Here is a 23,484-nt window from a genome sequence, read left to right as displayed (position 1 = left end):
CTCCGTGAAAAATGGGCCGGGCAGGCCCGGTTGACCTCGTTTCACGGGTTTAGCAGAGATGCCCGCGCCGCGATTTGACGCGTATCAAGGCGCGGGCGAAAGTTCAGCGCAGGATCGAGCGGCCCGCATATTCGGCGGTGTCGCCCAGGGTTTCCTCGATGCGGATGAGCTGGTTGTATTTCGCCAGCCGGTCCGAGCGCGCGAGGCTGCCGGTCTTGATCTGTCCGCAATTGGTGGCGACGGCCAGGTCGGCGATGGTGGCGTCCTCGGTTTCGCCCGAGCGGTGCGACATGACGTTGGTCATGCGGGCGCGATGTGCCATGTCGACGGCGCGCAGGGTCTCGGTGAGGGTGCCGATCTGGTTGACCTTGACCAGCATCGAATTGGCGGCGCCGCGTTCGATGCCTTCGGCAAGGCGGGCAGGGTTGGTGACGAAGAGGTCGTCGCCCACCAGTTGCACCCGGTCGCCGATGGCGTCGGTCAGCAGTTTCCAGCCGTCCCAGTCATCCTCGGACATGCCGTCCTCGATCGAGATGATCGGGTAGTCGTCACAGAGAGATTTCAGATAATCCACATTCTCGGCGCTGGAGAGGCTTTTTCCCTCGCCGGAGAACTCGTATTTTCCGCCTTTGTAATATTCCGTTGCGGCGCAGTCGAGTGCAAGGCAGATATCGTCGCCGGGCTTGTAGCCCGCCTTTTCGATGGAGGCGAGAATGAGGTCGAGCGCCTCACGCGTCGAGCCGAGTTCGGGCGCGAAGCCGCCTTCGTCGCCAAGGCCGGTGGACAGCCCCTTGGCGATCAATTCCTTCTTGAGGGTGTGGAACACTTCGGAGCCCATGCGCACCGCATCGCGGATATTGCCCGCGCTGAGCGGCATGATCATGAATTCCTGGATGTCGATCGGGTTGTCGGCATGTTCGCCGCCATTGATGATGTTCATCATCGGCACCGGCAGAACCCGCGCCGAGGTGCCCCCGACATAGCGGTAAAGCGGCTGGCCGGTGAAGTCGGCGGCGGCCTTCGCCACGGCGAGGCTGACCCCGAGGATCGCGTTGGCCCCAAGGCGGCCCTTGTTGGGGGTGCCGTCGCATTCGATCATGGTCATGTCGATGCCGACCTGTTCGGTGGCGTCCATGCCCAGCAGCGCCTCGGCGATTTCGCCATTCACGGCCGCGCAGGCCTCGAGCACGCCCTTGCCCATGTAGCGCGCTGCGTCGCCATCGCGTTTCTCGACCGCCTCATGCGCCCCGGTGGAGGCGCCCGAGGGCACCGCGGCGCGGCCCATCGTGCCGTCTTCGAGGATCACGTCGACCTCGACTGTCGGGTTGCCCCGGCTGTCCAGGATTTCGCGGGCGTGAATGTCGATGATGATGCTCATGGGCCGTCCCTCAGTCATGATCAGTTGGGGTTTGGCGGTGCCATACCACCTTCGTGCAGGAATACAACGCTGATAGGGCTAACGGGCCGCAGCGGCGCGGCGGGCGCGGCGATGCAGGCGCTGTTCGCGCAACAGCGTGTAGAGCCCGGAGCCGATGATGATGGCCGCGCCGGTCAGGGTCAGCGCGTCGGGGCGTTCGCCGAACACCGTGACGCCGATGACCAGCGCAAAGACCAGCCGGGTATAGCGGAAGGGGGTGACGAAGCTGACCTCGCCGAAGCGCATCGCGGCGACGATGGCGTAATAGGCGCCGACCCCGAGCGTGAGCGCAAGGCAGATGTCGCGCCAGTTGGCCGGGTCGGGATTGACGGCGCCGCCGCTGAGCCAGATCAGCACCACGCCGGCAGGAACGGTGGTGGCGAAGCCATAGCTGGAGAGCTGCATCGATGTCACGCTGCGCGGCACGGCGCGGGTGGCCAGATCGCGCAGCGCAAGGCCGATCACCGCCTGCACGGCGAAAAGCGAGGCGGGCTCGAACCCTTCGAGGCCGGGGCGGATCACCAGCAGGACACCTGCGAAACCGACGATGATCGCGCTCCAGCGCCGCCAGCCGACCTGTTCGCCCATGAAGAGCGCCGCCCCCAGCGTCACCGCCAGCGGCGTGGCCTGAAGGATCGCCGAGGCGGAGGAGAGCGGTGTTAGGGCGATGGCGGTGACGAAACCCAGCGTGCCGATCAGTTCGCCGAGGTTGCGCAGCAGCACCGGGCCGCTGAACAGGTCGCGCGAAAACAGGCGATGGCCGCGTGCGAGCGCGATGAGCCCGAAGGCCACCGCGCCGCCGCTGCCGAGCATGATCAGGATCTGGCCCACGGGCAGATCCGCCGAGAGCCGCTTGATGAACATGTCTTCGAGCGCAAAGCCGAACATGGCCAGCACCATCAGGGCGCTGGCGCGCAGGTTTTCCATGATAACGCCTCGGGGTGTCTGTGATGTCGCGTCACCTGCCTACGACGGCGCGCAGGGCAAGACAAGATGCCGCAGGCCGGTCTAGCGCTTGCGCAGCGGCACGCCGTAGAGTTCGAGGCGGTGCCCCTTGAGCCTGTAGCCCAGCTTCTCGGCGATCTTTTCCTGGAGCGCCTCGATCTCGGGATCGACGAATTCGATCACCTCGCCGCTTTGCATGTCGATCAGGTGGTCGTGATGGTCGCGTTCGGCATCCTCGTAGCGGGCGCGACCGTCGCCGAATTCCAGCTTGTCGAGTATGCCGGCCTCTTCGAACAGCTTGACGGTGCGATAGACCGTGGCGATCGAGATGCGCGGATCGCGGGTGGCGGCGCGGGCATAGAGTTCCTCGACATCGGGGTGGTCCTCGGAGGTCTCGAGCACCGAGGCGATGATGCGCCGCTGTTCTGTCATGCGCAGGCCCTTGGCCTCGCAGCGGTCGGTGATCGTGTCGGACATGCCGGGCCCCCTGTCGTCGTCGGGCTGTTGGATAACGTTATCGTAAAAATGATTCCACCTGTTTCGTGCCCCGAGGTTGACTTTGAGAGAGGAACAGCGCATGTGACATTCAACCGATGTTTCCTGCCGCGTGAGCAGCCGGGCCGAAGAACCGCCGTATGTCGGCGCTGGTCCATAATGAAACATCGCGGAATGTTCCCAAAATCACGCGTGGGTCCGAACCGTCTGACCAATGACCGGCACGAGGCCGGGCATGGGGTGGGGCGCAACCACGAGATCTGAACCCCGTATGGGGTTCGCCAAGGTATGCGGCCATGCGGCCCATGCCCGAAAGGAAATGATTTGAACCTGTTTCAGGAAATGGGCCTGCCCGGCCCGCTGGTGAAGAAGCTGGCAGCATTGGGCATTACAGAACCGACCCCCATCCAGGAGCGCGCGATTCCCTTCGCGCTGGATGGCAGCGATGTCATGGGCCTTGCCCAGACCGGCACCGGCAAGACGATGGCCTTTGGCCTGCCGTTGCTGTCGCAACTGATGGAAGAACACGGCAAGCCCGCGCCGAAAAGCGTGCGCAGCCTGATCCTTGCGCCGACGCGGGAACTGGCGGGGCAGATCCGCGACTCGCTGGTGCCGCTGGTCAAGGACACGCCGATCAAGGTGGGTCTGGTTGTGGGCGGCGCGTCGATCGGCGCGCAGATCAAGCGGCTGGAGCGGGGCACGGATGTGCTGGTCGCGACGCCGGGGCGCCTTCTGGACCTTCTGGAGCGCCGCGCGCTGCGTCTGGATGCGACGCGCTTCCTGGTGCTGGACGAGGCCGACCAGATGCTGGACCTGGGTTTCATCCACGCGCTGCGCAAGATCGCGGGGCTGCTGCCGGCCGAGCGTCAGACCATGCTGTTTTCCGCCACCATGCCCAAGCAGATGGAAGAGATCGCCTCGAGCTACCTGACCCATCCCAAGCGGGTGCAGGTCAGCCCGCCGGGCAAGGCCGCGGACAAGGTCACGCAGGTGGTGCATTTCATCGCCAAGTCGGAGAAGCCCGAGTTGCTGATCGAGCTGCTGGACGGGCATCGCGAGGAGCTGGCGCTGGTGTTCGGGCGCACGAAGCACGGGTCAGACAAGCTGGCCCGCCGTCTTGAGCAGGCGGGTTATGCGGTGGCCGCGATTCATGGCAACAAGAGCCAGGGCCAGCGCGAGCGCGCGTTGCGGGCGTTCCGCTCGGGCGAGGTGCGGGTGCTGGTGGCCACCGATGTGGCGGCGCGCGGGCTGGATATTCCCGACGTGAAGCATGTCTATAATTACGAGCTGCCCAATGTCGCCGAGAACTATGTCCACCGGATCGGGCGCACGGCGCGCGCGGGGCGCGATGGCGCCGCCGTGGCGTTCTGCGCACCCGATGAGATGGGCGAGCTGAAGGACATCCAGAAGGCGATGGGCGTTACGATCCCGGTCGCGTCGGGACGTCCCTGGGCGGATCTGCCTGACCCCAACGCCAAGCCCAAGGGCCGTGGCGGACCCCGTCGCCGCAATGGCGGCGGTGGCGGCTTTGGTGGCGGTGGCGGGGGCGGCGGACAGCCGCGCAACGCCGAAGGGCCGCAGCGCCGCCGCAGGCGCCGCAAGGCCGCCTGAGCGGGACACCAAGACCAAAAGGGCCGGGGCGTGTGATACGCCCCGGCCTTTTGCTTTTGACGGCGCGGGGTGCGCGTCAGGCGCAGGCGAGATCGGCCCAGACCGGCAGGTGATCGGATGCGATCCGTGCGGGGCGCAGACGGTGGACGCCCGATGCGAGCGCACGCAGATCGGGGCTGAGCGCGATCCGGTCCAGCGCCGCCACCGGGCGCGGCGCGGGGAAGCTGGCGTGACCGGGCAGGAAGCGCACGCGCTTCACCGCCGCATCGAGCGCCATGCCCGAGCCCCAATCGTTGAAATCACCTGCAAACACGGTTGGCATCGGGTCAAGCACATTGAGCGCGCGGTTGATCGCCGAAAGTTGCAGCAGCCGGTAGCGGCGCACCAGCCCCAGATGCAGGCCGATCACCCGCAAGGGGCCGATGGGCGTGTCGAGATCGGCGCGGATCGCGCCGCGCGGCTCAAGTCCGGGCAGTTCAAGGTGCGCGGTTGCGCGGATCCGCGTATTGCCGCGCAGGAGCATCGCATTGCCATGCCAGCCAAGCGAGCCGCCGGGCTGTCCGAAAGGCAGCACCTGCCAGCCGTCCTCTTCGAGCATGTCATGGGGCAGCGCGGCGGGGCGTGGCGGCAGACGCTTGTCGACCTCTTGCAGCACGACAAGGTCGGCGCCAAGCGCGTTAATCACCCCGAGGCTGCGGCCGGGGCGGCGGCGCAGGTCGAGGCCGACGCATTTTTGCAGGTTGTAGGTTGCAATTCGGAACTGAGGCGCATTCATGATAGTCATATAAAGGAACTCGAAAGGGATTTGTCACCTCGTGTTTTCCGATCAGACATGGCTGGCAAGATTGATCTGGGCCGCGCTGATCTGCGTGGCACTATGGGCGCTGTTCGAGTGGCAGTTGGAGCTGGTCTTCGTGGCGCTGGCGACGCTCGCGCTGTCGATGGCGCCGGTCTATGTGGCGAAATGGGCCAATATCCGGGTCCCGCCCAGTTTCATTGCCGCGCTGGTGCTCTTTGTGGCGGGCACGCTGTTCCTGGGCGAAGTGTTCGATTTCTATGGCCGGCTGTGGTGGTGGGACATGGTGATGCATACCGGCTCGGCGATCGGCTTCGGTCTGATCGGCTTCGTGCTGGTGTTCATGATGTTCCAGGGTGACCGATACGCGGCGCCGCCCGTTGCGGTGGCGTTCTTCGCCTTCTGTTTCGGGATCACCATCGGCACGCTCTGGGAGATATTCGAATTCGGGATGGACCAGATGTTCGGGTTCAACATGCAGAAATCGGGCCTGATGGACACGATGAGCGACCTGATCGTGGACATGCTGGGCGCGATCATCGGTGCCGCCAGCGGGTTTGCCTATCTCAAGGGGCAGGCGCGCGGCGGGCTGGCGGGGGTGATCGACGAATTCGTGCGCCGAAACCCGCGCTTTTTCAAGCGCGGGATGAAGTAGACGCGGGATCAGGTGCCGCAGAAGGTCTGTTGAACCACTTCGGAAGGCTCTGGCGGGCGGGTGAATTCGCTGGCGTCGGGTTGGGCCTCGAAGGGGCGTGAAAGCAGGTTCAGCAACCGGTCGAACGGCGCGAAATCCCCGGCGACGGCGGCCTGGATCATCTGTTCGACGCGGTGATTGCGCGGGATATAGACGGGGTTGGCCGCCCGCATCGTGGCAAGTGGGTCGGTTTCAGCCTCGAGGCGGGCGCGCCAGCCGGTTTCCCATGCGTCAAAGGCGGCAGGGTCAAGGAACTGGTCGCGCGGCGCACCGTCGCTGAGCGCGCGGAAGGTGTTGGTGAAATCGGCGCGGTTCCCGGCCATCCGGCGCAGAAGATCGGTGATCAGTGCCTCGTCATCCGCGCCCGCATCGGCCAGCCCGATCTTGCGCCCGTAGGCGCCGAGCCAATGCGCGTGGATGCGTTCGGGCATGGCGTGAACGATGCGGGTGAAGTCTTCGACCGCGGCGTCCTGATCGGGCATCAGCGGTACCAGTGTCGTCGCGAGCTGCGCCATGTTCCAGACGATCACGTTGGGCTGGCTGGAAAATGCATAGCGCCCATGCGCGTCGATCGAGCTGTAGACCGTGTCGGGGTGAAACGTATCCATGAAGGCACAGGGGCCGTAATCGATGGTTTCGCCGGAAATCGAGGTGTTGTCGGTATTCATGACACCGTGGATGAAGCCCACCGCCATCCATTGCGCCACCAGCTGCGCCTGGCGCTCACAGACGATTTCCAGAAGCTCGGCGGGGGTCTCGGCTTCGGGGGCGTGGCGCGCGCGGGCATATTCGAAGAGTGCCTTCAGCCCCGGCAGGTCGCGCCGGGCGGCGAAGTACTGGAATGTGCCGACGCGGATATGGCTGGCGGCGACGCGGGTCAGGATCGCGCCGGGCAGGGCGCCCGCCTCGCGATAGACAGGCTCGCCGGTGGTGACGGCGGCGAGCGCGCGGCTGGTGGGAATGCCAAGCGCATGCATCGCCTCGGAGACGACGTATTCGCGCAAGACCGGACCGAGCCAAGCGCGCCCGTCGCCCATGCGCGAATAGGGCGTGGGGCCGGAACCCTTGAGCTGGATATCCCAGCGATTGCCCTGATCGTCCAGAACCTCGCCCAGCAGGTTCGCGCGCCCGTCGCCAAGCTGCGGCGAGAAGCCACCGAACTGATGCCCGGCATAGGCTTGCGCCAGGGGCGTGGCGCCCTCGGGCGGGCGGTTGCCGGCGAAGGCCAGCGCCATTTCCTCGGATGTGCCGGGATCGAGGCCCAGCCGGGCCGCCAGTGCATCGTTGAATGCTATCAGGCGCGGTTCCTTGACCGGGACCGGATCGAGCCGGGTAAAGAACCGGTCGGGAAGGCGGGAATAGCTGTTATCGAAGGGTATTGTCAGGGCCATGGGACAAACATAGTCCGTCAGTGGCGAAACGCTAGAGGGGGCGGGTCATGCGGGCCGTGCCGGTCGCGGCGCGAAAGCGCAGCCGCGTGAAGAAACGCTCGGCGCGGGTATCGGCGGGGCCAAGATCGACATGCAGCGCCACGAGCCCTGCGCCCGCCAGCGCCTTGGGCAGACTGGTCAGGACCTCGCTGCCGATGCCGCGTCCGCGCACGCCGGGGCGGATATAGATTTCATCGACGGTGCCGGTCAGGCCGCCCAATGTGACCGACCAGCCGAAGCCGAGGATCGCGAAGCCGATGGGCGCGCGAACCGGTCCGATCAGGTAGGCGACGCCATGATGCGAGCCTTCAAGCAGCGGCACGAGCGCGGCGCGGCGCGCATCGGGCGACAGGTCGAGCCCGCGCTCGGTGTGGCTGTCCGTCAGGAGGCGGCACAGGAGGTCGGTATTCTCGGGGCGGGCAAGGGTGAGCTGCGTCAACGGGCGGGGCCTTCTGGTCCGGCGTGAAAAGGGCTGGCATGCAATGGTCGGGCGGAACGTGGGGCGGGCGCGCGCGAATGTCCAGCGACGATTGGCGCGGGTCGGCGTGGTTTCGCTTGCCGGGGGTGTTCAGGCGTCGCCGCGTTCCTCGGCCTTCGCGCGGTTCCAGAGCGCATCCATTTCCGCAAGGTCGGACTCGTCGGGGGTTTTCCCGGCCGCGGCCAGGTGGGCCTCGATGCGCGCGAAGCGGCGGGTGAACTTGGCATTGGCGGCGCGCAGGGCGGATTCGGGGTCGACCTTCATGTGGCGGGCAAGATTGGCCATGACGAAGAGCAGGTCGCCGAATTCCTCTTCGATCTTGTCATGGGTAAGGGATTGAGCGGCTTCGCGCAGCTCTTCCGCCTCTTCGGTGATCTTGTCGAGCACATCGCCCGTGTCGGGCCAGTCAAAGCCGACCCGCGCGGCGCGCTTTTGCAGCTTGAGCGCCCGTGTGAGCGCGGGCAGCCCCGCCGCCACACCGTCAAGCACGCCGGTCTGGGCTTTCTCGGCGCGTTCGGCGGCCTTGATCGATTCCCAGTCGCGGGTTTGCTGTTCGCTGGATTTGTCGCGGCTTTCATCGCCGAAGACATGCGGATGGCGCGCGACCATCTTGTCGGCGATGGCATTGGCCACGTCGTCAAAGGCGAAGAGTCCCCGATCATCGGCGATCTGGGCGTGAAACACGACCTGAAGCAGAAGATCGCCCAACTCGCCGCGCAAATCGTCGAAATCGGCGCGTTCGATGGCGTCGGCGACCTCGTAGGCCTCTTCGATCGTGTAGGGCGCGATGCTGGCGAAGTCCTGTTCGATGTCCCAGGGACAGCCGGTTTCGGGGTCGCGCAGGCGGCGCATGATTTCGAGCAGCCGCGCGATACCGCTGTCGGGGGCGTGGAGGGTCGGGTCCTTGGGCATTGCGCGGGCGTCCTTTCTGCGGTTCAAGGGAAGGGTGACGCGCAACAGGCAAGGAGTCCAGCCAATGGCCGTGATCAATCGCATCGCCGGGTTCGCCGAGGAGATGGCCGGCTGGCGGCGGCATCTGCATGCGCATCCCGAGCTTGGGCTGGAATGCCACGAGACGGCCGCCTACCTGGTGGCGCGGCTACGCGAATTCGGCATCACCGAGATCGAGGAGGGCATCGCGCAATCGGGCGTCGTGGCCCTGATCGAGGGGCAGGGCGAGGGGCCGACCATCGGCCTTCGCGCCGATGTCGATGCGCTGCCCATTGCCGAGACCACCGGTGCGCCGCATGCATCGACGGTGCCGGGGCGGATGCACGCCTGCGGCCATGACGGGCATAGCGCGATGTTGCTGGGGGCGGCGAAATACCTGGCCGAAACGCGCAATTTCACGGGCCGCGTGGCGCTGATCTTTCAGCCCGCCGAAGAAGGGCCGGGAGGCGCGCAGCCGATGGTGGACGCGGGGATCATGGACCGCTACGGGATCACGCAGGTCTATGCGCTCCATACAGCGCCGGGGGTGCCCGAAGGGACGTTCCATACCACGCCGGGGCCGATCATGGCGTCGGTCGACACGGTGCATATCGACATCACCGGGCAGGGCGGGCATGGCGCGATGCCGCATGATGCGCGCGATCCGGTGGTCGCAGCCTGCGGCATGGTGCAGGCGATCCAGACAATCGTGAGCCGCAACAACTATGCGCTGGACGATCTGGTGATCTCGATCACCCAGATCCATACCGGCAGCGCCGACAACGTGATTCCCGGCACCGCCTATGTGAACGGCACGGTCAGGACCTTCGACAAGGAGGTGCGCGCGATGGTGCGCCGCCGCCTGGAGGAGATCGTCGCGGGGCAGGCAGCAAGCTATGGTGTGGATGCGGTGCTGCGCTATGAAGAGGGCTATCCGCCGACGGTGAACGACCCTGAAAAAACCGCCTTTGCGGCGCGGGTCGCGGCCACCGTGGCGGGCGAGGAAGCGGTCTTTGCCAATGGCGACCGTTTGATGGGGTCCGAGGATTTCGCCGCCATGCTGGAGGCGCGCCCCGGCGCATTCCTGTTCCTTGGTCAGGGCGAGGGGCCGGGCTTGCATCAGCCGGGGTTTGACTTCAATGATGCTGTGGCGCCGGTGGGCGCGTCCTTTTTCGCACGGCTTGTCGAAGAGGCGCAGCCTGCCGGGTAATCCCGGTCACCGGGCAATGCGAAGGGCTGAAGGCAATGGCGCTGGAAGATGCGAAAACACAGGTAGATCAGGCATTTACGAGTAAGAGTTCGCGTGGTTTGTCCTATGAGAACAGCTTTGGCGGGGCTCTGTCCTTCCTGCGTCGCCGCTATGCCAAGGATCTGACGGGCGTCGATCTGGCGGTGACCGGCGTGCCGTTCGACCAGGCGGTCACCAACCGCCCCGGCACGCGACTTGGGCCGCGCGCGATCCGCGAGGCGAGCGCCCTGCAGGTGTTCGACCCGCCTTATGGCTGGGAGGGGATGAGCCCGCTCGAGGAGTTCGATATCGTCGATCATGGCGATCTGGCCTTCGATTACGCCAGCATCCCGGATTTCCCTCCCGCGCTGACGGCGCATGTGCGGGCGATACTCGAGGCGGGGGCGGCCAGTATCGCACTCGGCGGGGATCATTACATTTCGCTTCCGATTCTCAGGGCCTATGCCGAGAAGTTCGGCCCGCTTGCCCTGCTGCAATTCGATGCGCATTCCGACACATGGGCGGATGACGACATGGACCGGGTGGATCACGGCACCATGTTCTACAAGGCGGTGAAGGAGGGGCTGATCGACCCGGCGCGCTCGGTCCAGGTGGGCATCAGGACCGTTAATCCCAATACGCTCGGGCTGCATTGCATCGATGCGCGCATGGTGCATGAGCGCGGCCCCGCCGAGGTGGCGCGCATGATCAAGGCGATCCTGGGCGATGCGCAGGTCTACGTGAGTTTCGATATCGACTGCCTCGATCCGGCCTTCGCGCCGGGTACCGGCACGCCGGTCTGGGGCGGCCTGAGCAGCGCGCAGGTGGCGATCATCCTGCGCGACCTTGCCGGAATCGATGTTGTCGGGGGCGATGTGGTCGAGGTCTCGCCGCCCTTTGATGCGGGCGGCGCCACGGCGATCGCGGGCGCACATGTGGCGATGGAGCTGATCTGTCTCTGGGGCTGGACGCGGCGCGCATCGCGAACCGGGTGAGGCCTGGCCGCGGTGGCCTGTGGCGCGAGTATTTGTGGCAAGATGAAGCCGCGGGACGCTGCCTTTCATCTGGCTCGAAATACCTCGGGGGTTTGGGGGCAGCGCCCCCAACCGTTCAGAGCGGGAGGTAGTCGATCACGTCCCCGGCGCGGCGGGGCGGGTCGTCGGCGGGACGGATCATCAGGGCGTTCGCGTTCGCGAGGACCGAGAGCAGCGCACTGTCCTGCACGGGGCCGGGGGTGATCCGGCCATCGCTCACATCGGCGCGCATGTAATGTTCGCGCGGACCCGCCTGTGGCAGATCATGCGCGAGGCGGGCGCTGCGGCGCGGCGCCGGTTGGGCGCCAAGGCCGAGCATGGCGCGGATCATCGGGGCGATGAAGACATGGCCGCAGACCAGCGCCGAGACCGGGTTGCCCGGCAGGCCGACCATCGCCGCCTGGCCCATGCGGCCTGCCATCAACGGCTTTCCGGGGCGCATCCGCACCTTGTAGAAGGCCTGTTCCATGCCAAGCCCGGCGGCGACGGCGCCGACGATGTCGTGATCGCCGACCGAGGCGCCGCCGATGGTGATCACGAGATCCGCGCCCTCTGCCAGCCCGAAGGCGGTTTCGAGCGAGGAGCGCGTGTCGCGGGCAATGGGCAGGATGCGCGCTTCGGCGCCGAGCCCGTCCAGCATCGCCTTGAGGCCGAAGGTGTTGGAGGCGATGATCTGGTCCGGTCCGGGCGTCTCGCCGGGCATCACCAGCTCGTCTCCGGTCGAGATCAGCGCCACGCGCGGCTTGCGTCGCACGACCAGCCTGGGCAGGTTCATCGACGCGAGGAGCGCGAGATCCGCCGGCCCGAGACGGCGCGGCGCCGGAACGCGGTCACCCGTCTTGAAATCGGCCCCGGCGGCGCGCACGTGATGGCCCGTGCCAAGTGTCTCGGCAATGGTGATGCGATCGCCGTTTCGGGTGACGTCTTCCTGCATCACGACGCGGTCGGCGCCTTCGGGCAGGGGCGCGCCGGTGAAGATGCGCAGCGCCTCGCCCTGTCCGAGGGCGCCGTCAAAACCATGCCCCGCGGCGGATTCGCCGATCACCGTGAATTCCGCGCCCGGGCGCACCGCTGCGCCGCACATCGCGTAGCCATCCATGGCAGACGCCGCGAAGGGCGGCTGGTCGCGCGTCGCCAGCGCATCCTGCGCCAGCACGCGACCCGAGGCTTCGGCCAGGGGCACGGTTTCGGTGTCTAGCGGCGACACCAGCGAGAACAGGTGATCGAGAGCCTCGTCGACAGTGATCATGCTGTGCTGTTCCTCTGATGAAGCGCGGCGCGGGCCGCCTGTCAGGCCTCGTAGCGGCCCGATGCGCCGCCATCCTTGAGGGTCACGCGGATGCCACCGATCTGCATCGCCTTGTCGATTGCCTTGACCATGTCATAGACGGTCAGGGCGGCGGTGCTGACGGCGGTGAGCGCTTCCATCTCGACGCCGGTCTGGCCGGTGGTCTTGACGGTGGCGGTGATGCGCACGCCGGGCAGGTCGGGATCGAGAGTGAGGTCGACCGCGACCCTGGTCACCGGCAGTGGGTGGCAGAGGGGGATGAGGTCGGCCGTCTTCTTGGCGCCCATGATCCCGGCGAGGCGCGCGACAGAGAGCACGTCGCCCTTCTTGGCGCGGCCCTCTGAGATGGTGGCGAAGGTGGGTGCGGCCATGATGATATGGCCTTCGGCCACCGCCACGCGCGCGGTCACGTCCTTGTCCGACACATCGACCATATGGGCCTGGCCCTCGGCGTCGAAATGGGTGAGGCCACCCGCCATCACATGCCCCCTGCAGTGAGCGGGTTGGCCAGAAGCGCGCGGGTCGCATTGGCGACGTCGTCCTCTCGCATGAGGGATTCGCCGATCAGAAAGCAGCGCGCGCCATACATCGCCATGTCCGACAGTTCCTTGGGGGTGGACAGGCCGCTTTCGCAGACGATCATCCGACCCTCGGGCACCAGTTTCGAAAGTTTGCGTGTGGTGTCGAGCGAGGTCTCGAAGGTGTTGAGATCGCGATTGTTGATACCGATCAGCTGCGACGAGAGCCGCTCGGCACGTTCCAGTTCCTGCTGGTCATGCACTTCGATCAGCGCATCCATGCCCCAGTCATGCGCCGCCGATTCAAGCTCGGCGGCCTGGGTGTCATCGACCGAGGCCATGATGATCAGGATGCAATCGGCCCCCCATGCGCGGGCCTCGGCCACCTGGTAGGGGTCATACATGAAGTCCTTGCGCAGCACCGGCAATGCACATGCGGTGCGCGCCTGGCCAAGGAATTCGGGGGCGCCCTGAAAGCTGGGCGCGTCGGTCAGCACACTGAGGCAGGTGGCGCCACCCGCCTCGTACGCCTGCGCCAGAGCGGCGGGGTCGAAATCTTCGCGGATGAGGCCCTTGGAGGGGCTGGCCTTCTTGATTTCGGCGATCAGGCCGTAGCCCTGCTTGCTGGCTTGCAGCAGGGCGTCGGCGAAGGGGCGCACGGGATCGGCCTCGCGCGCTGCCGCCTCGATCTCTTCGAAGGGGCGTTCGGCCTTGGCTGCGGCGATCTCGTCCAGCTTGTAGGCCTTGATCTTGTCGAGGATGGTGGGCGTGCTCATGCGGCCTCCGATGTAACTTTGGCCAGGGTTTCGATCTTGTCGCGCGCGCTGCCGCTGTCGATGCTTTCGGCGGCCTGGGCAACGCCTTCGCGCACATCCCCGGCGTGACCCGCGACCACGAGGGCAGCGGCGGCATTCAACAGAACCGCGTCGCGATAAGCGCCGGGCTGGCCGTTCAGCAGCGCCCGAAGGGCTTTTGCGTTCTGGTCGGGCGTGCCGCCGAGGATGTCCTCGAACGGATGCACCGGCAGGCCGAACTCCTCGGGATGCATTTCGACCTCAGTGACGTAACCATTCTCACCCAGCTGGGCAACCCAGGTGACCCCGGTGATGGTCATCTCGTCTGTGCCGTCCGAGCCGTGCACCAGCCAGGCGCACTCGGAACCGAGCTGTCCCAGCGTCTCGGCCATCGGGCGGATCAGGTCGCGCGCGAAGGCGCCGGTCAATTGTCTTTTGACGCCCGCCGGGTTGGTCAGGGGGCCGAGAATGTTGAAGATGGTGCGGGTGCCCAGCTCGGCGCGCACCGGGCCGACATGGGCCATCGCGGGGTGATGCATCGGCGCCATCATGAAGGCGATCCCAACACGGGCCAGCGCGCGTTCGACGATCTCGGGGCCGACCATCACGTTGATGCCCATCTGGCCGAGCGCATCCGCCGCGCCGGATTTGGACGAGAGGTTGCGGTTCCCGTGCTTTGCCACCGGCACGCCCGCGCCCGCCACCACGAAGGCGGCGGCGGTCGAGATGTTGAGCGTACCCTTGCCGTCGCCGCCGGTACCGACGATGTCGATCGCCCCTGCGGGCGCGGTGACCTTGTTGCATTTGGCGCGCATCACAGCGGCGGCGGCGGCGAATTCGTCCACTGTCTCGCCGCGAGTGCGCAGCGCCATCAGGAAGCCGCCCATCTGCGCGGGCGTGGCCTCGCCCTCGAAGAGGCAGGCAAAGGCCTGTTCGGCCTCGTCACGGGTCAGCGGACGTTCGGCGGCGGCGCCGATCAGCGGTTTGAGGCGGTCGCTCATGCGGGCACCTTCATCAGGTCGAGGAAATTCCTGAGCAGCGCATGGCCATGTTCGGATGCGATCGATTCAGGATGGAACTGGACGCCGTGGATCGGCAGCGAGCGGTGTTGCAGGCCCATGATCGTGCCATCCTCGAGCGCCGCGGTGATTTCGAGTTCCTCGGGGCAGGTCTCGCGTTCGACAACCAGCGAGTGATACCGCGTGGCCTGGAAGGGCGAGGGAAGACCGGCGAAGATGCCGGTGCCGCTGTGGTGCATGCGGCCCATCTTGCCGTGGACGATCTCGGAATGGCGCACGACCTTGCCGCCGAAGGCCTGGCCGATGGTCTGGTGGCCGAGGCAAACGCCCAGAAGCGGCGTGCCGGTTTCCGCGGCGGCCGCGGTCAGGGCAAGGCAGATGCCGGCCTGGTCGGGATCGCAGGGGCCGGGAGAGAGCAGGATGCCCGCCGGGTTCATCGCCATTGCCTGCTGCACATCGAGGGCGTCGTTGCGTTTCACCACAACCTCTGCGCCCAATTCACCGACATAATGCACCAGATTGTAGGTGAAACTGTCGTAGTTATCTATCAGAAGCAGCATTTCGCCTGTCCTTGCGGCAATGGGGGCTGGAGCGCCTTGCGGGGGTCGGGCTATACATGTTCAGGCTTGCGCGGCACCGTCAAGGGGCGCATAGCTGAGAAACAGGGAATTAAGGGGGCGACGCAGTGGCAGGCGGGACTTTCTGGGGCTTTTTGACAGGAATCGTGGTCTCGGGCGTGGTGGCCGGGGCGGTCTCTTTGACGAGTCCGCTGCCGAAGACGCGCACCCCTGAGGCGACGGCGCTGGATGTGCCTGCGGGGTCTGAATTCGACCAGTCGCGCGAGGATCGCGAGGCCGATCTGCCCATGCTCGATCCGACGCCCGAAGGGGCGGGCGCGCCCAAGGTGGCGGCGCCGGAGCCTGATGATCTGAGTGCCATGGAGGATGCAGACACCACCCCCGCCGGGCAACCCGAGACCGGTGGAGGCGAGGACGGAATGGCGGCTCCCGGCAGCGGCGATGCAAGCCCCGGTGTCGAGGTGGAGAGCGAGAGCCCGGTCCTGCCGAGTCCTCAGGCGCTGGTGCCTGATGCCCCGGCCAGCGAGGAGGATCTGTCGATTTCGACCGAACCTGCCCAGCCGGTCCAACCTGCTATCGAGTCCGAAAGCGGAGCGTTCGCCAAGCCGGAGGCGGCACCCGAGGCCGAGACCGCGCCGCCGGCCGAACCAGCGCCCGAGACGGCGCCTGAGCCGGAGGCTGGGAGCGCGGCGCAAGGGGAGGCCGATGTCGAGGCCGAAGCCGCGCCCGAGGTGGCCGATGTTCCCGCCGAGGAGGCCAGCCACGAGATGGCAGAGACCCCGGCCGCACCTGATGCGGGTGATTCCGCGCCGGACGAGGACGCCAAAGCTGCGCCGCAGACGCAAGAGGATGACGCCCCCGCGCCCTCGGGGACGATCGACAATCTTGCGCCCGGCGTCACCACGGACCGCCTGCCTTCGCTGCGCCCGGCGCCGGAAGGTGCCGAATCGGATGCGTCCGAAGCACCTGATGCGGAGACTGGCGAGGCTGCAGAGGCCGAGGACACGCGCCCGCCGCTTGAACGCTTTGCCGCGCCCTTCGAGAACCCAGAGGGCAAGCCGCTGATGTCGATCATCTTGATCGACGACGGTGAAGGGCCGGTCGGCCCGTCGGCGCTGGCGGATTTTCCCTATCCGATCAGCGTGGCGGTGGATGCGTCCTGGAATGGCGCATTGCAGCGCGCACGAGCGTATCGCGCGGCGGGGCTTGAGGTGCTGGCGATGGCCGACATGCCCGAGAACGCCACCGCAGGCGACACCGAAGTGGCGATGCAGGCCTTTCTGAACGCTGTTCCCGAGGCGGTGGCGGTCATGGAAGCGCCGGGCAATGAGCTGCAATCCAACCGTCCGGCCAGCCAGCAGCTGGCCGAGATCCTGCTTGCGAGCGGTCATGGCCTGGTGATGTTCCCCGAGGGGCTGAACACGTCGCAGCGGCTGGCGGCCAAGGCAGGGGTGCCATCGGCGGCTGTGTTCCGGGATTTCGATGCTCAGGGGCAGGATGGTTCCGCGATCCGCCGCTTTCTGGACCAGGCCGCGTTTCGGGCCGGGCAGGAAGAGAACGGCGTGATCATGGTGGGACGCTTGCGTCCCGACACGATCAGCGCGCTGTTGCTCTGGGGCCTGCAGGATCGTGCCAACCGGGTTGCGCTGGCGCCGGTCTCGGCGGTGTTGCTGGCCGAGTGACGCGAAGCTGCGCCCGGTATGCGGGCTTTGCGGTTCGCGATCCAGACTGTAAGCTCAACTCGTGGGCGCCGCTTGGGTGCGCTTTGGAGAGTTGAGGAGTATCAGTATGAAAATCGCAACGACCGCCTTGATCCTTTTGATGAGCGCAGGCCCGGCGCTGGCCGAGATGAGCGCCCAGCTGGTCGGCGGATGGGATGGAAAGAAGGTGCCTGCGGGCCAGCATTGCAAGTTGCATGGCGGCAATGGCGCGACGCCGCCGATGCGCGTGTCGGGAATTCCGGCGGGCGCGCGTTTCATCGTCGCCTATTTCAATGACAAGAGCTACAAGCCGCTGTCGCGCAATGGCGGGCATGGCACGATTGCCTTTCCGGTGCGGGGCGCGGTCACTGACCTGCCTGCGGTGCCGGGGATGACGGCCAGCCTGCCGGGCGGTGCGCAGGTGATCGCGGCGGCGAAATCAACCGGCAAGTACGCCAGCCCCGGATATCTGCCGCCCTGTTCGGGCGGGCGCGGGAACCTTTACACCGTGGATCTCAAGGCGATCGACGGGCAGGGCAAGGTGCTGTCGGAGATCAAGAATTTCCAGATCGGACGCTACTGAAGGCCTGGCGCCTCAGGACAAGCGGGGCGCGGCGTCGGCCCATGTGCCCGGCGCGAGCCCGTCAAGCGACCACTCGCCCACCCGCCAGCGCACCAGCCTGAGCGTGGGATGCCCCACATGGGCTGTCATGCGCCGGACCTGACGATTGCGCCCCTCGGTAATGATGATTTCAAGCCAGCAATCGGGGACCGATTTGCGAAATCGCACCGGAGGCGTGCGTTCCCAGAGGTCGGGCGTTTCGATGCGGCGCACCCGTGCCGGTCGGGTCGGCCCGTCATTGAGGGTGACGCCGTCGCGCAGCGCCGCAATGGCTGCGTCGTCGGGCAGCCCCTCGACCTGCACGAGATAGGTTTTCCGGGTTTTGAAACGGGGGCTTGCGATGCGCGCCTGGAGTTTGCCGTCATCGGTGAGGATCAGCAGCCCTTCGCTGTCCCGGTCCAGCCGCCCTGCGGGGTAGACGCCGGGCAGGTCGATATATTGCGACAGGGTCGCGCGCGGGCTGTTGGTATTGCCGCTATCGGTGAACTGTGACAGCACGCCGAAGGGTTTGTTGAACAGGATGAGCCGGGCCATGGCGCCCTGATGCCCGAGGGCGCCATGGCTGGCAAGCAGTTACTGATCGGCGGGCAGCAACCCGGCGCGCAGCTTGTAGGTCCAGTCGCCGCCGACATTCTTCCAGCCGTTGACGGTGCGCTGACCGGTCTCGGACTTGTCGCCCTCGAAACCGTCAACAACGGTATAGGCGGGGGTTTCGACGCCGGCCTCGGCCAGCGCATCGACGGCGCGGGCACTGCGCGCACCCGAGCGGCAGATGATCAGGACCGCCGACGGGTCGTTGGCGGCGATGAAGCTCTTCATATCCTCGAGGAAATCCGGATTGTCGATCATGCCATAGGCGTTTTTCTTGGCGTTGAACGGGTGGGCCGGATCTACCAGTTTGAAGGGAATATTCATATCGGTTTCGCTGGCGTAACCGACGAACATGGTCTCCTCGGGGCTGCGGATGTCGATGAGGGCGACATCGTCGCGTGCTTCAAGCAGGGCGATCGATTCGGCGGCGGTGATGTAAAGGCCCTTGGTGTTGACCTTTTTCTCGGGCAGCTCGGACTCGACAACCGAAGTGGCGATGATCGCAGCCTGACTGTCTGCGAATGTGGCCGCAGGCAGCGCAAGGCTGAGGCCGAGCGCCAGGGCGGGCAGGGCCAGAAGGCGTGTGATGGGGGTCATGCGGTTTCCTTTTCCAGATATTCGCGTTTTGGAATGCGAATGTCTGTCTATCGGCGCATGTCGGTGCGATCCTTGACCTGAATCAAGGCGCCCTCAGTCGTTCCCGTCGCCGCTGAACCGGGCAGCATCGGCCGCGGCGCGGCGAATGGCGTTGGATTTGTGGACTGTTTCCATGTACTCGGCCTCGGCGTCGCTGTCGAAGACCACGCCGCCGCCTGCCTGGATGTAGAGCTGCTCGTCCTTCACCACGGCGGTGCGCAGCGCGATGCAGACATCCATGTCGCCACCGGCGCTGAAATAACCGACGCCGCCACCATAGACACCGCGTTTCTCGGGCTCGAGCTCGTCGATGATCTCCATCGCGCGCACCTTGGGCGCACCCGATACGGTGCCCGCGGGCAGACCCGCCAGAAGCGCAGACAGCGCGTCCTGATCGGGTGCGAGTTCGCCCACCACGTTCGAGACGATGTGCATGACGTGGCTGTAGCGCTCGATGATGAATTCCTCGGTCGGGTGGACGCTGCCGATGCGGGCGACGCGCCCGACATCGTTACGCCCGAGGTCGAGCAGCATCAGGTGCTCGGCCTGTTCCTTGGGATCGGCCAGAAGATCGGCCTCGTTGGCGCGGTCCTCTTCGGGGGTTGCGCCACGCGGGCGGGTGCCTGCGATGGGGCGGATCGTGACTTCGCCGCCCATCACGCGCACGAGGATCTCGGGGCTGGCGCCGATCACCTGGAAGCCGCCGAAATTGAAGTAGAACATGAAGGGCGACGGGTTGGTGCGCCGCAGCGAGCGATAGAGCGCGAAAGGCGGCTGGCGGAAGGGCTGGGACCAGCGCTGGCTGGGCACGACCTGAAAGATGTCACCGGCTCGGATATATTCCTTGGCCTTCTCGACGGCGGCCTTGTAGCCCTCATGGGTGAAGTTCGACACCGGCGGCGCATCTTCGCTGGGGTCGCCAAGATTGCGGGCCTGCCGGGGCAGGGCGCGGTCAAGATCGCGCACGGCGTCCATCACCCGTTCGGCGGCCTGCGCATAGGCGGCGCGGGCCGACTGGCCCGAACCCGCCCAGGCGGGCGCAACCACGATCACGTCGCCCTTCACGCCATCCAGAACCGCGATCACCGAAGGCCGCATCATCAGCGCGTCGGGCACGCCGAGCGGGTCGGGGTTGACGTTGGGCAGGTTTTCGACCAGCCGGATCATGTCATAGCCCAGATAACCGAACAGCCCGGCGCTGGCGGCGGGGAGGTCTTCGGGCAGGTCGATGCGGCTTTCGGCGATCAGCGCGCGCAGGTTGTCGAGCGGGTGACCTTCCTGGGACTCGAAACTGTCGCTGTCATAGCGGGCGTGCCGGTTGATGCGGCTGGTGGTGCCGTGGCATTGCCAGACCAGGTCGGGTTTCATGCCGATGATCGAATAGCGCCCGCGGATTTCGCCGCCGGTGACGGATTCCAGCATGAAGGCGTCACGCGCCGCACCCGTCAGCTTGAGCATCAGCGACACCGGCGTGTCGAGATCGGCAGCGAGGCGGGCATAGACCACCTGGTTCTGCCCGGCCTCGTAGCCCTTGGCGAATGTATCGAACCCTGGTGTCAGTTCCACCGCTGCGCCCCTTACTGGAAGTTCGAATGAACGGCGTTGATCGCCTGCTGGTCGATCTCGATCCCGGCGCGCTGGCGGATGTCTGCGGCGAGCATCTGGTAGATGTCCTGCGCCAGACCAGAGGCGGCCTGTTCGTCAAGCGCGCCGCGCAGGCGCTCAAGATCCTCGCTGTCGGTGGCCGGCGGGCGGATCGCGTCGACGCGGATGATGAACACGCGCGCATCGCCTTCGAGGAGGGTTACATCGCCGCTATCCATCCCGAACACCGTTTCGATGAAGGCCGGAGGCGTGTCGGGCTGAAAACCCTGGCGGGTCAGCCCTTCGGCAGTGCGCGGCGAGAGACCCAGATCGGCGAAATCGGCACCGCTGCGCAGCTCGTCGAGCTGCCCCAGGGCCTGTTCCTTGAGCGCGGCCACAGTGGCCTGTTCGCGCCAACCGGCGCGCACCGCGTCGCGCACGCTTTCGAGCGGCTGGATCTCGGGCTCGATCACCTGTTCGAGGCGCATCGCGAAGATGCCGCCATCGCCCAGTTGAATGATCTCGGGATAATCATCCGTGGTGACTTGCGCAGCGGCCTCGCGGAAGGCGTCATAGGCGCCGATGTCTTCGGTCACGCCGGGATGCCAGTCGATCGTGCCGCCCTGCATGTCGGTTTCGGCCGCGAGGTCCTCGATGGTGGCGCCGCCTGCCAGAAGGTCGTCGATGCGCCCCACGCTGTTGTCGATCACGCGGCGGGCGCGGTCGCCTGCCAGCGCATCGCGCAGGGTCGGCTCCGCCTCTTCAAAGGTGGTTTCCTGCGCGGCGAGGACCGCGTTGATGCGAAACAGGGCCGGGCCGAGATCTGTGTCGATCGGACCGATCACGTTGCCCGCTTCGGCGGCAAAGACCGGATCGGCCGCCGCGCCGAGATCGTCGCGCGCAACGTCACCGAGGTCGACATCCACAAGATCGAGGCCACGTTCCGAGACCAGGGTTTCAAAATCGGCATCGCCGCTTTCGATCCGTTCCAGAGCGGCCTCGGCGGCCGCGGTGTCGGGGAAGGCTAGCCGTTCCACAAGCCGACGTTCGGGCTGGCGGAATTCCTCGATCTGGTCGTCATAGGCCTCGCGCAGGGTCTGTTCATCCACCTCGACGCTGTCGATGATCATCTCGGGCGTCAGCAGGGCATAGGCGATGCGCTTGGTTTCGGGCGTGGTGAACTGCGGCAGGTGGCTCTGGTGATAGGCGCGCAGCTCTTCCTCGGTAGGTTCCGGCAGGCCGGTCGCCAGATCGGCGCGCCCCAGAGTCGCGAAGGTGACGTCGCGCTCCTCGGCGAGATAGGTCAGCAGCGTGTCCTTGTAGCTTTCGGGCATGGCGAGGCCGGACATTGCGGCGCTTTGAACGAGCGCGCGGGCGGTTTCGCGGCGCATGTCGTCCTCGAACTCGGATTCGCTCAGACCGGCGCGATCCAGCGCGAACTTGTAGGCCTCGCGGTCGAAATTGCCGTTGATCCCCTGAAATGCCTGAATATCCACGATCTGATCGCGCAGGTTCTCATCGCCGATCGAGATGCCGAGGCGCGAGGTCTCGTGATCGAATGCGGCCGTGGCGACCAGTTGGGAAAGAACCCTGTCGGGGATGCCCTGTTCGCGGGCCTGTTGAAAGGTCATCGCCTCGCCGCGTTCGGCTTCGCGGGCGCGAATCTCGTTCTGGAGGGCGCGGGCGTAATCGTCGACCGGTATCTCGGCATCGCCGACCCGGCCCACATTCGAGACGGAGCCCGAGAAATTGGTTGCGCCAAAGCCCCCGAGACCGAGGATCAACAGACCCATCAGGATCCACACAAGCGTTTTCGAGATGCTTCTGGCTGCCATGCGGCCCCCTGTCAGACGGCTTGGAACATTAAGGTTCGGGACTGTCTACGCGCTGGCCGTCTGAGGAGCAAGAGGCCAGCCAAGCCCCGCCAGCCGCGCGAACAGGCTGCCGATTTCGCCGCGGTCGACATTGGCGAAGGCGAGGCGCAGTTCCTGCGCGGCCGAAGGCGCGCCCGCGGGCTGGAACATGGTGCCGGGCAACAGAAGGATTCCGGCCTCCTGCACCAGTTTCCGGGCCAGTTCATCCGAGGCCATCGCGAAGGGGTGACGCAGATAGGCGAAATAGGCGCCGCAGCCCATCAGTTCCCAGCCCTGCTCTGTGATGGCGGGCATGTTGTCGTGGATCGCGGCGCGCCGGTCGAGGATCTCGGCGCGCTCACCCGCCAGCCACTGGCCAAGGTTGCGCATCCCCCAGAGCGCCGCGATCTGGCCCAGCTGGTTGGGGCAGATGGTGACACTGTCGAGGAACTTTTCGGCCTCGGCCAGACGGTCCGGGCCGGCGACCATCGCGCCGACACGGTGGCCGGTCAGCCGGTAGGCCTTGGAAAAGGAATAAAGCTGGATCAGCGTGTCGGCCCAGTCGGGATCGGTGAAAAGATCGTGCGGCGCGCCGGAACGGGCGTCGAAATCGCGGTAGGTCTCGTCGATCACCAGCGCAAGGCCACGCTCCTTGGCCAGCATGTAGAAGGCGCGGACCAGGTCGGCGGGATATTCGACGCCGCCGGGATTGTTGGGGGTCACAAGCACGATGGCGCGGGTGCGGGGGGTGATGCGGCGCGCGGCCTCGTCCGGATCGGGCAGAAGCTCGGCCCCGGCGGGCAGCGGCGTGGTGTGGACGCCGATCATGTCGAGCCACATCTTGTGATTGAAATACCAGGGCGTCGGGAGGATTATCTCGTCGCCCTCGGCGCAGAGCGTGACCATGGCGGCGCAGAACGCCTGGTTGCAGCCTGACGTGATGGCGACCTGCGTGTCCGAAATAGTGCCACCATAGGCGCTGCTCCATTGTGTCGCGACTTCCGCGCGCAGATCGGGCCGGCCCAGGACCGGGCCGTAAAGATGCGCCTGCGGGTCCGAAAGCGCGGCTTCGGCGATCACCTGGCGCAGGGCGTCGGGCGGCGGGTCGAGCGGCGCGGCCTGGCTGACATTGATCAGCGGGCGCTCGGGCGGGAACGTCACCCCTTCGAGCCAGCGGCGCGCTTCCATCACCGGAGGCGCAAAGGTGGTCGCGGTGCGGGGCAGGGTTGTCATGCGGGTCTCC

General features: G+C 66.3%; 23 protein-coding genes. 6 read left to right on the top strand and 17 right to left on the bottom strand.

The genetic code is table 11. The features are described 5' to 3' along the window. Positions 1 to 103 precede the first annotated feature (103 nt). The 3 genes from eno to ROH8110_RS11225 form a co-directional block, all read right to left on the bottom strand. Positions 104 to 1,378, bottom strand: coding sequence for a phosphopyruvate hydratase (gene eno / locus ROH8110_RS11235; RefSeq protein ID WP_085817903.1), 1,275 nt, complete (start codon positions 1,376 to 1,378; stop codon positions 104 to 106). A gap of 78 nt (positions 1,379 to 1,456) precedes the next feature. Next, the gene (locus ROH8110_RS11230) at positions 1,457 to 2,344 is read right to left on the bottom strand and encodes a DMT family transporter (protein ID WP_085817902.1); all 888 of its coding nucleotides are present in this window, start codon (positions 2,342 to 2,344) and stop codon (positions 1,457 to 1,459) included. Positions 2,345 to 2,425: 81 nt separating this feature from the next. Further along, a complete protein-coding gene (locus tag ROH8110_RS11225) occupies positions 2,426 to 2,839 on the bottom strand; it encodes a Fur family transcriptional regulator (protein WP_085817901.1) in 414 nt (137 codons plus the stop codon). Between the two features lie 342 nt (positions 2,840 to 3,181). On the opposite strand from ROH8110_RS11225, the gene ROH8110_RS11220 reads away from it, so the two are divergent. Then, the gene (locus tag ROH8110_RS11220; protein ID WP_245962838.1) at positions 3,182 to 4,468 is read left to right on the top strand and encodes a DEAD/DEAH box helicase; all 1,287 of its coding nucleotides are present in this window, start codon (positions 3,182 to 3,184) and stop codon (positions 4,466 to 4,468) included. A gap of 76 nt (positions 4,469 to 4,544) precedes the next feature. Here the strand turns inward: ROH8110_RS11220 and ROH8110_RS11215 are convergent, their stop codons facing one another. Further along, positions 4,545 to 5,243: an endonuclease/exonuclease/phosphatase family protein gene (locus ROH8110_RS11215; RefSeq protein WP_085817900.1), complete on the bottom strand. Its 699-nt coding sequence runs from the start codon at positions 5,241 to 5,243 to the stop codon at positions 4,545 to 4,547. A gap of 40 nt (positions 5,244 to 5,283) precedes the next feature. On the opposite strand from ROH8110_RS11215, the gene ROH8110_RS18695 reads away from it, so the two are divergent. Continuing rightward, positions 5,284 to 5,919, top strand: coding sequence for a DUF2238 domain-containing protein (locus tag ROH8110_RS18695; protein ID WP_085817899.1), 636 nt, complete (start codon positions 5,284 to 5,286; stop codon positions 5,917 to 5,919). 8 nt (positions 5,920 to 5,927) lie between these two features. Here ROH8110_RS18695 and ROH8110_RS11205 read toward each other — a convergent pair whose 3' ends face one another. From ROH8110_RS11205 to mazG, 3 genes are all read right to left on the bottom strand, one after another. Then, positions 5,928 to 7,349, bottom strand: a complete 1,422-nt coding sequence (locus ROH8110_RS11205) for a protein adenylyltransferase SelO (protein WP_085817898.1) — start codon at positions 7,347 to 7,349, stop codon at positions 5,928 to 5,930. A 31-nt stretch (positions 7,350 to 7,380) separates the two neighbouring features. Continuing rightward, a complete protein-coding gene (locus ROH8110_RS11200) occupies positions 7,381 to 7,827 on the bottom strand; it encodes a GNAT family N-acetyltransferase (protein ID WP_085817897.1) in 447 nt (148 codons plus the stop codon). 129 nt (positions 7,828 to 7,956) lie between these two features. Continuing rightward, a complete protein-coding gene (gene mazG / locus ROH8110_RS11195) occupies positions 7,957 to 8,778 on the bottom strand; it encodes a nucleoside triphosphate pyrophosphohydrolase (protein ID WP_085817896.1) in 822 nt (273 codons plus the stop codon). A gap of 64 nt (positions 8,779 to 8,842) precedes the next feature. Between mazG and ROH8110_RS11190 the strand changes: the two genes are divergently transcribed. Both ROH8110_RS11190 and speB read left to right on the top strand, forming a co-directional pair. Further along, positions 8,843 to 10,006 carry a M20 aminoacylase family protein gene (locus ROH8110_RS11190; RefSeq protein WP_085817895.1) on the top strand — a complete coding sequence of 388 codons (1,164 nt, stop codon included), beginning with the start codon at positions 8,843 to 8,845 and terminating at the stop codon, positions 10,004 to 10,006. 35 nt (positions 10,007 to 10,041) lie between these two features. Further along, entirely contained in the window at positions 10,042 to 11,019 is a 978-nt protein-coding gene (gene speB / locus ROH8110_RS11185) for an agmatinase (RefSeq protein ID WP_085817894.1), read from the top strand. A 115-nt stretch (positions 11,020 to 11,134) separates the two neighbouring features. On the opposite strand, the gene ROH8110_RS11180 is transcribed toward speB, so the two are convergent. The 5 genes from ROH8110_RS11180 to ROH8110_RS11160 are packed head-to-tail and all read right to left on the bottom strand — an operon-like array spanning position 11,135 to position 15,237. After that, complete coding sequence (locus ROH8110_RS11180) at positions 11,135 to 12,307, bottom strand: molybdopterin molybdotransferase MoeA (RefSeq protein ID WP_085817893.1); 1,173 nt, start codon at positions 12,305 to 12,307, stop codon at positions 11,135 to 11,137. A 41-nt stretch (positions 12,308 to 12,348) separates the two neighbouring features. Further along, the gene (gene moaC / locus ROH8110_RS11175) at positions 12,349 to 12,825 is read right to left on the bottom strand and encodes a cyclic pyranopterin monophosphate synthase MoaC (protein ID WP_085817892.1); all 477 of its coding nucleotides are present in this window, start codon (positions 12,823 to 12,825) and stop codon (positions 12,349 to 12,351) included. Next, positions 12,825 to 13,640 (bottom strand): indole-3-glycerol phosphate synthase TrpC, encoded by an 816-nt coding sequence (trpC, locus tag ROH8110_RS11170; protein WP_085817891.1) that lies wholly within the window; start codon positions 13,638 to 13,640, stop codon positions 12,825 to 12,827. Before trpC ends, moaC begins: the two co-directional genes overlap by 1 nt. Further along, on the bottom strand, positions 13,637 to 14,659 hold the full coding sequence (trpD, locus tag ROH8110_RS11165; protein ID WP_085817890.1) for an anthranilate phosphoribosyltransferase: 1,023 nt from the start codon (positions 14,657 to 14,659) through the stop codon (positions 13,637 to 13,639). The genes trpC and trpD overlap by 4 nt, the downstream gene beginning before the upstream one ends. Next, positions 14,656 to 15,237, bottom strand: a complete 582-nt coding sequence (locus ROH8110_RS11160) for an anthranilate synthase component II (protein ID WP_085817889.1) — start codon at positions 15,235 to 15,237, stop codon at positions 14,656 to 14,658. The genes trpD and ROH8110_RS11160 overlap by 4 nt, the downstream gene beginning before the upstream one ends. 125 nt (positions 15,238 to 15,362) lie before the next feature. Here ROH8110_RS11160 and ROH8110_RS11155 point away from each other — a divergent pair, with 125 nt between their 5' ends. Then, positions 15,363 to 16,937, top strand: coding sequence for a divergent polysaccharide deacetylase family protein (locus ROH8110_RS11155; protein ID WP_245962837.1), 1,575 nt, complete (start codon positions 15,363 to 15,365; stop codon positions 16,935 to 16,937). A gap of 106 nt (positions 16,938 to 17,043) precedes the next feature. After that, complete coding sequence (locus ROH8110_RS11150) at positions 17,044 to 17,538, top strand: hypothetical protein (protein ID WP_245962836.1); 495 nt, start codon at positions 17,044 to 17,046, stop codon at positions 17,536 to 17,538. Positions 17,539 to 17,550: 12 nt separating this feature from the next. Here ROH8110_RS11150 and ROH8110_RS11145 read toward each other — a convergent pair whose 3' ends face one another. The 5 genes from ROH8110_RS11145 to ROH8110_RS11125 form a co-directional block, all read right to left on the bottom strand. Further along, on the bottom strand, positions 17,551 to 18,111 hold the full coding sequence (locus ROH8110_RS11145) for a pseudouridine synthase (RefSeq protein WP_085817887.1): 561 nt from the start codon (positions 18,109 to 18,111) through the stop codon (positions 17,551 to 17,553). Positions 18,112 to 18,150: 39 nt separating this feature from the next. Further along, entirely contained in the window at positions 18,151 to 18,765 is a 615-nt protein-coding gene (locus ROH8110_RS11140; RefSeq protein WP_085817886.1) for a rhodanese-like domain-containing protein, read from the bottom strand. Between the two features lie 93 nt (positions 18,766 to 18,858). Next, positions 18,859 to 20,370, bottom strand: coding sequence for an anthranilate synthase component I (trpE, locus tag ROH8110_RS11135; RefSeq protein WP_085817885.1), 1,512 nt, complete (start codon positions 20,368 to 20,370; stop codon positions 18,859 to 18,861). An 11-nt stretch (positions 20,371 to 20,381) separates the two neighbouring features. Then, positions 20,382 to 22,223 carry a peptidyl-prolyl cis-trans isomerase gene (locus ROH8110_RS11130; RefSeq protein WP_085817884.1) on the bottom strand — a complete coding sequence of 614 codons (1,842 nt, stop codon included), beginning with the start codon at positions 22,221 to 22,223 and terminating at the stop codon, positions 20,382 to 20,384. A gap of 45 nt (positions 22,224 to 22,268) precedes the next feature. Next, positions 22,269 to 23,474 carry an aminotransferase gene (locus ROH8110_RS11125; protein WP_085817883.1) on the bottom strand — a complete coding sequence of 402 codons (1,206 nt, stop codon included), beginning with the start codon at positions 23,472 to 23,474 and terminating at the stop codon, positions 22,269 to 22,271. Positions 23,475 to 23,484: the final 10 nt, after the last annotated feature.

This window comes from Roseovarius halotolerans (genome assembly GCF_900172255.1).
GTDB classification, from domain to species: domain Bacteria; phylum Pseudomonadota; class Alphaproteobacteria; order Rhodobacterales; family Rhodobacteraceae; genus Roseovarius; species Roseovarius halotolerans.
Note: the sequence above shows the minus strand (reverse complement) of the source record. Positions and strands in the feature narration are given on the sequence as shown.

Excerpts from the sequence above, each read along its gene's own strand:
- moaC (WP_085817892.1), bottom strand. The coding sequence starts at position 12,825 with ATGGCGGGTGGCCTCACCCATTTCGACGCCGAGGGCCAGGCCCATATG.
- trpD (WP_085817890.1), bottom strand. The coding sequence starts at position 14,659 with ATGAGCGACCGCCTCAAACCGCTGATCGGCGCCGCCGCCGAACGTCCG.
- ROH8110_RS11180 (WP_085817893.1), bottom strand. The coding sequence starts at position 12,307 with ATGATCACTGTCGACGAGGCTCTCGATCACCTGTTCTCGCTGGTGTCG.
- ROH8110_RS11150 (WP_245962836.1), top strand. The coding sequence starts at position 17,044 with ATGAAAATCGCAACGACCGCCTTGATCCTTTTGATGAGCGCAGGCCCG.
- trpC (WP_085817891.1), bottom strand. The coding sequence starts at position 13,640 with ATGAGCACGCCCACCATCCTCGACAAGATCAAGGCCTACAAGCTGGAC.
- ROH8110_RS11160 (WP_085817889.1), bottom strand. The coding sequence starts at position 15,237 with ATGCTGCTTCTGATAGATAACTACGACAGTTTCACCTACAATCTGGTG.
- ROH8110_RS11230 (WP_085817902.1), bottom strand. The coding sequence starts at position 2,344 with ATGGAAAACCTGCGCGCCAGCGCCCTGATGGTGCTGGCCATGTTCGGC.
- ROH8110_RS11145 (WP_085817887.1), bottom strand. The coding sequence starts at position 18,111 with ATGGCCCGGCTCATCCTGTTCAACAAACCCTTCGGCGTGCTGTCACAG.
- eno (WP_085817903.1), bottom strand. The coding sequence starts at position 1,378 with ATGAGCATCATCATCGACATTCACGCCCGCGAAATCCTGGACAGCCGG.
- ROH8110_RS11130 (WP_085817884.1), bottom strand. The coding sequence starts at position 22,223 with ATGGCAGCCAGAAGCATCTCGAAAACGCTTGTGTGGATCCTGATGGGT.
- ROH8110_RS11225 (WP_085817901.1), bottom strand. The coding sequence starts at position 2,839 with ATGTCCGACACGATCACCGACCGCTGCGAGGCCAAGGGCCTGCGCATG.
- ROH8110_RS11125 (WP_085817883.1), bottom strand. The coding sequence starts at position 23,474 with ATGACAACCCTGCCCCGCACCGCGACCACCTTTGCGCCTCCGGTGATG.
- ROH8110_RS11140 (WP_085817886.1), bottom strand. The coding sequence starts at position 18,765 with ATGACCCCCATCACACGCCTTCTGGCCCTGCCCGCCCTGGCGCTCGGC.
- ROH8110_RS11215 (WP_085817900.1), bottom strand. The coding sequence starts at position 5,243 with ATGAATGCGCCTCAGTTCCGAATTGCAACCTACAACCTGCAAAAATGC.
- mazG (WP_085817896.1), bottom strand. The coding sequence starts at position 8,778 with ATGCCCAAGGACCCGACCCTCCACGCCCCCGACAGCGGTATCGCGCGG.
- ROH8110_RS11190 (WP_085817895.1), top strand. The coding sequence starts at position 8,843 with ATGGCCGTGATCAATCGCATCGCCGGGTTCGCCGAGGAGATGGCCGGC.
- speB (WP_085817894.1), top strand. The coding sequence starts at position 10,042 with ATGGCGCTGGAAGATGCGAAAACACAGGTAGATCAGGCATTTACGAGT.
- ROH8110_RS11205 (WP_085817898.1), bottom strand. The coding sequence starts at position 7,349 with ATGGCCCTGACAATACCCTTCGATAACAGCTATTCCCGCCTTCCCGAC.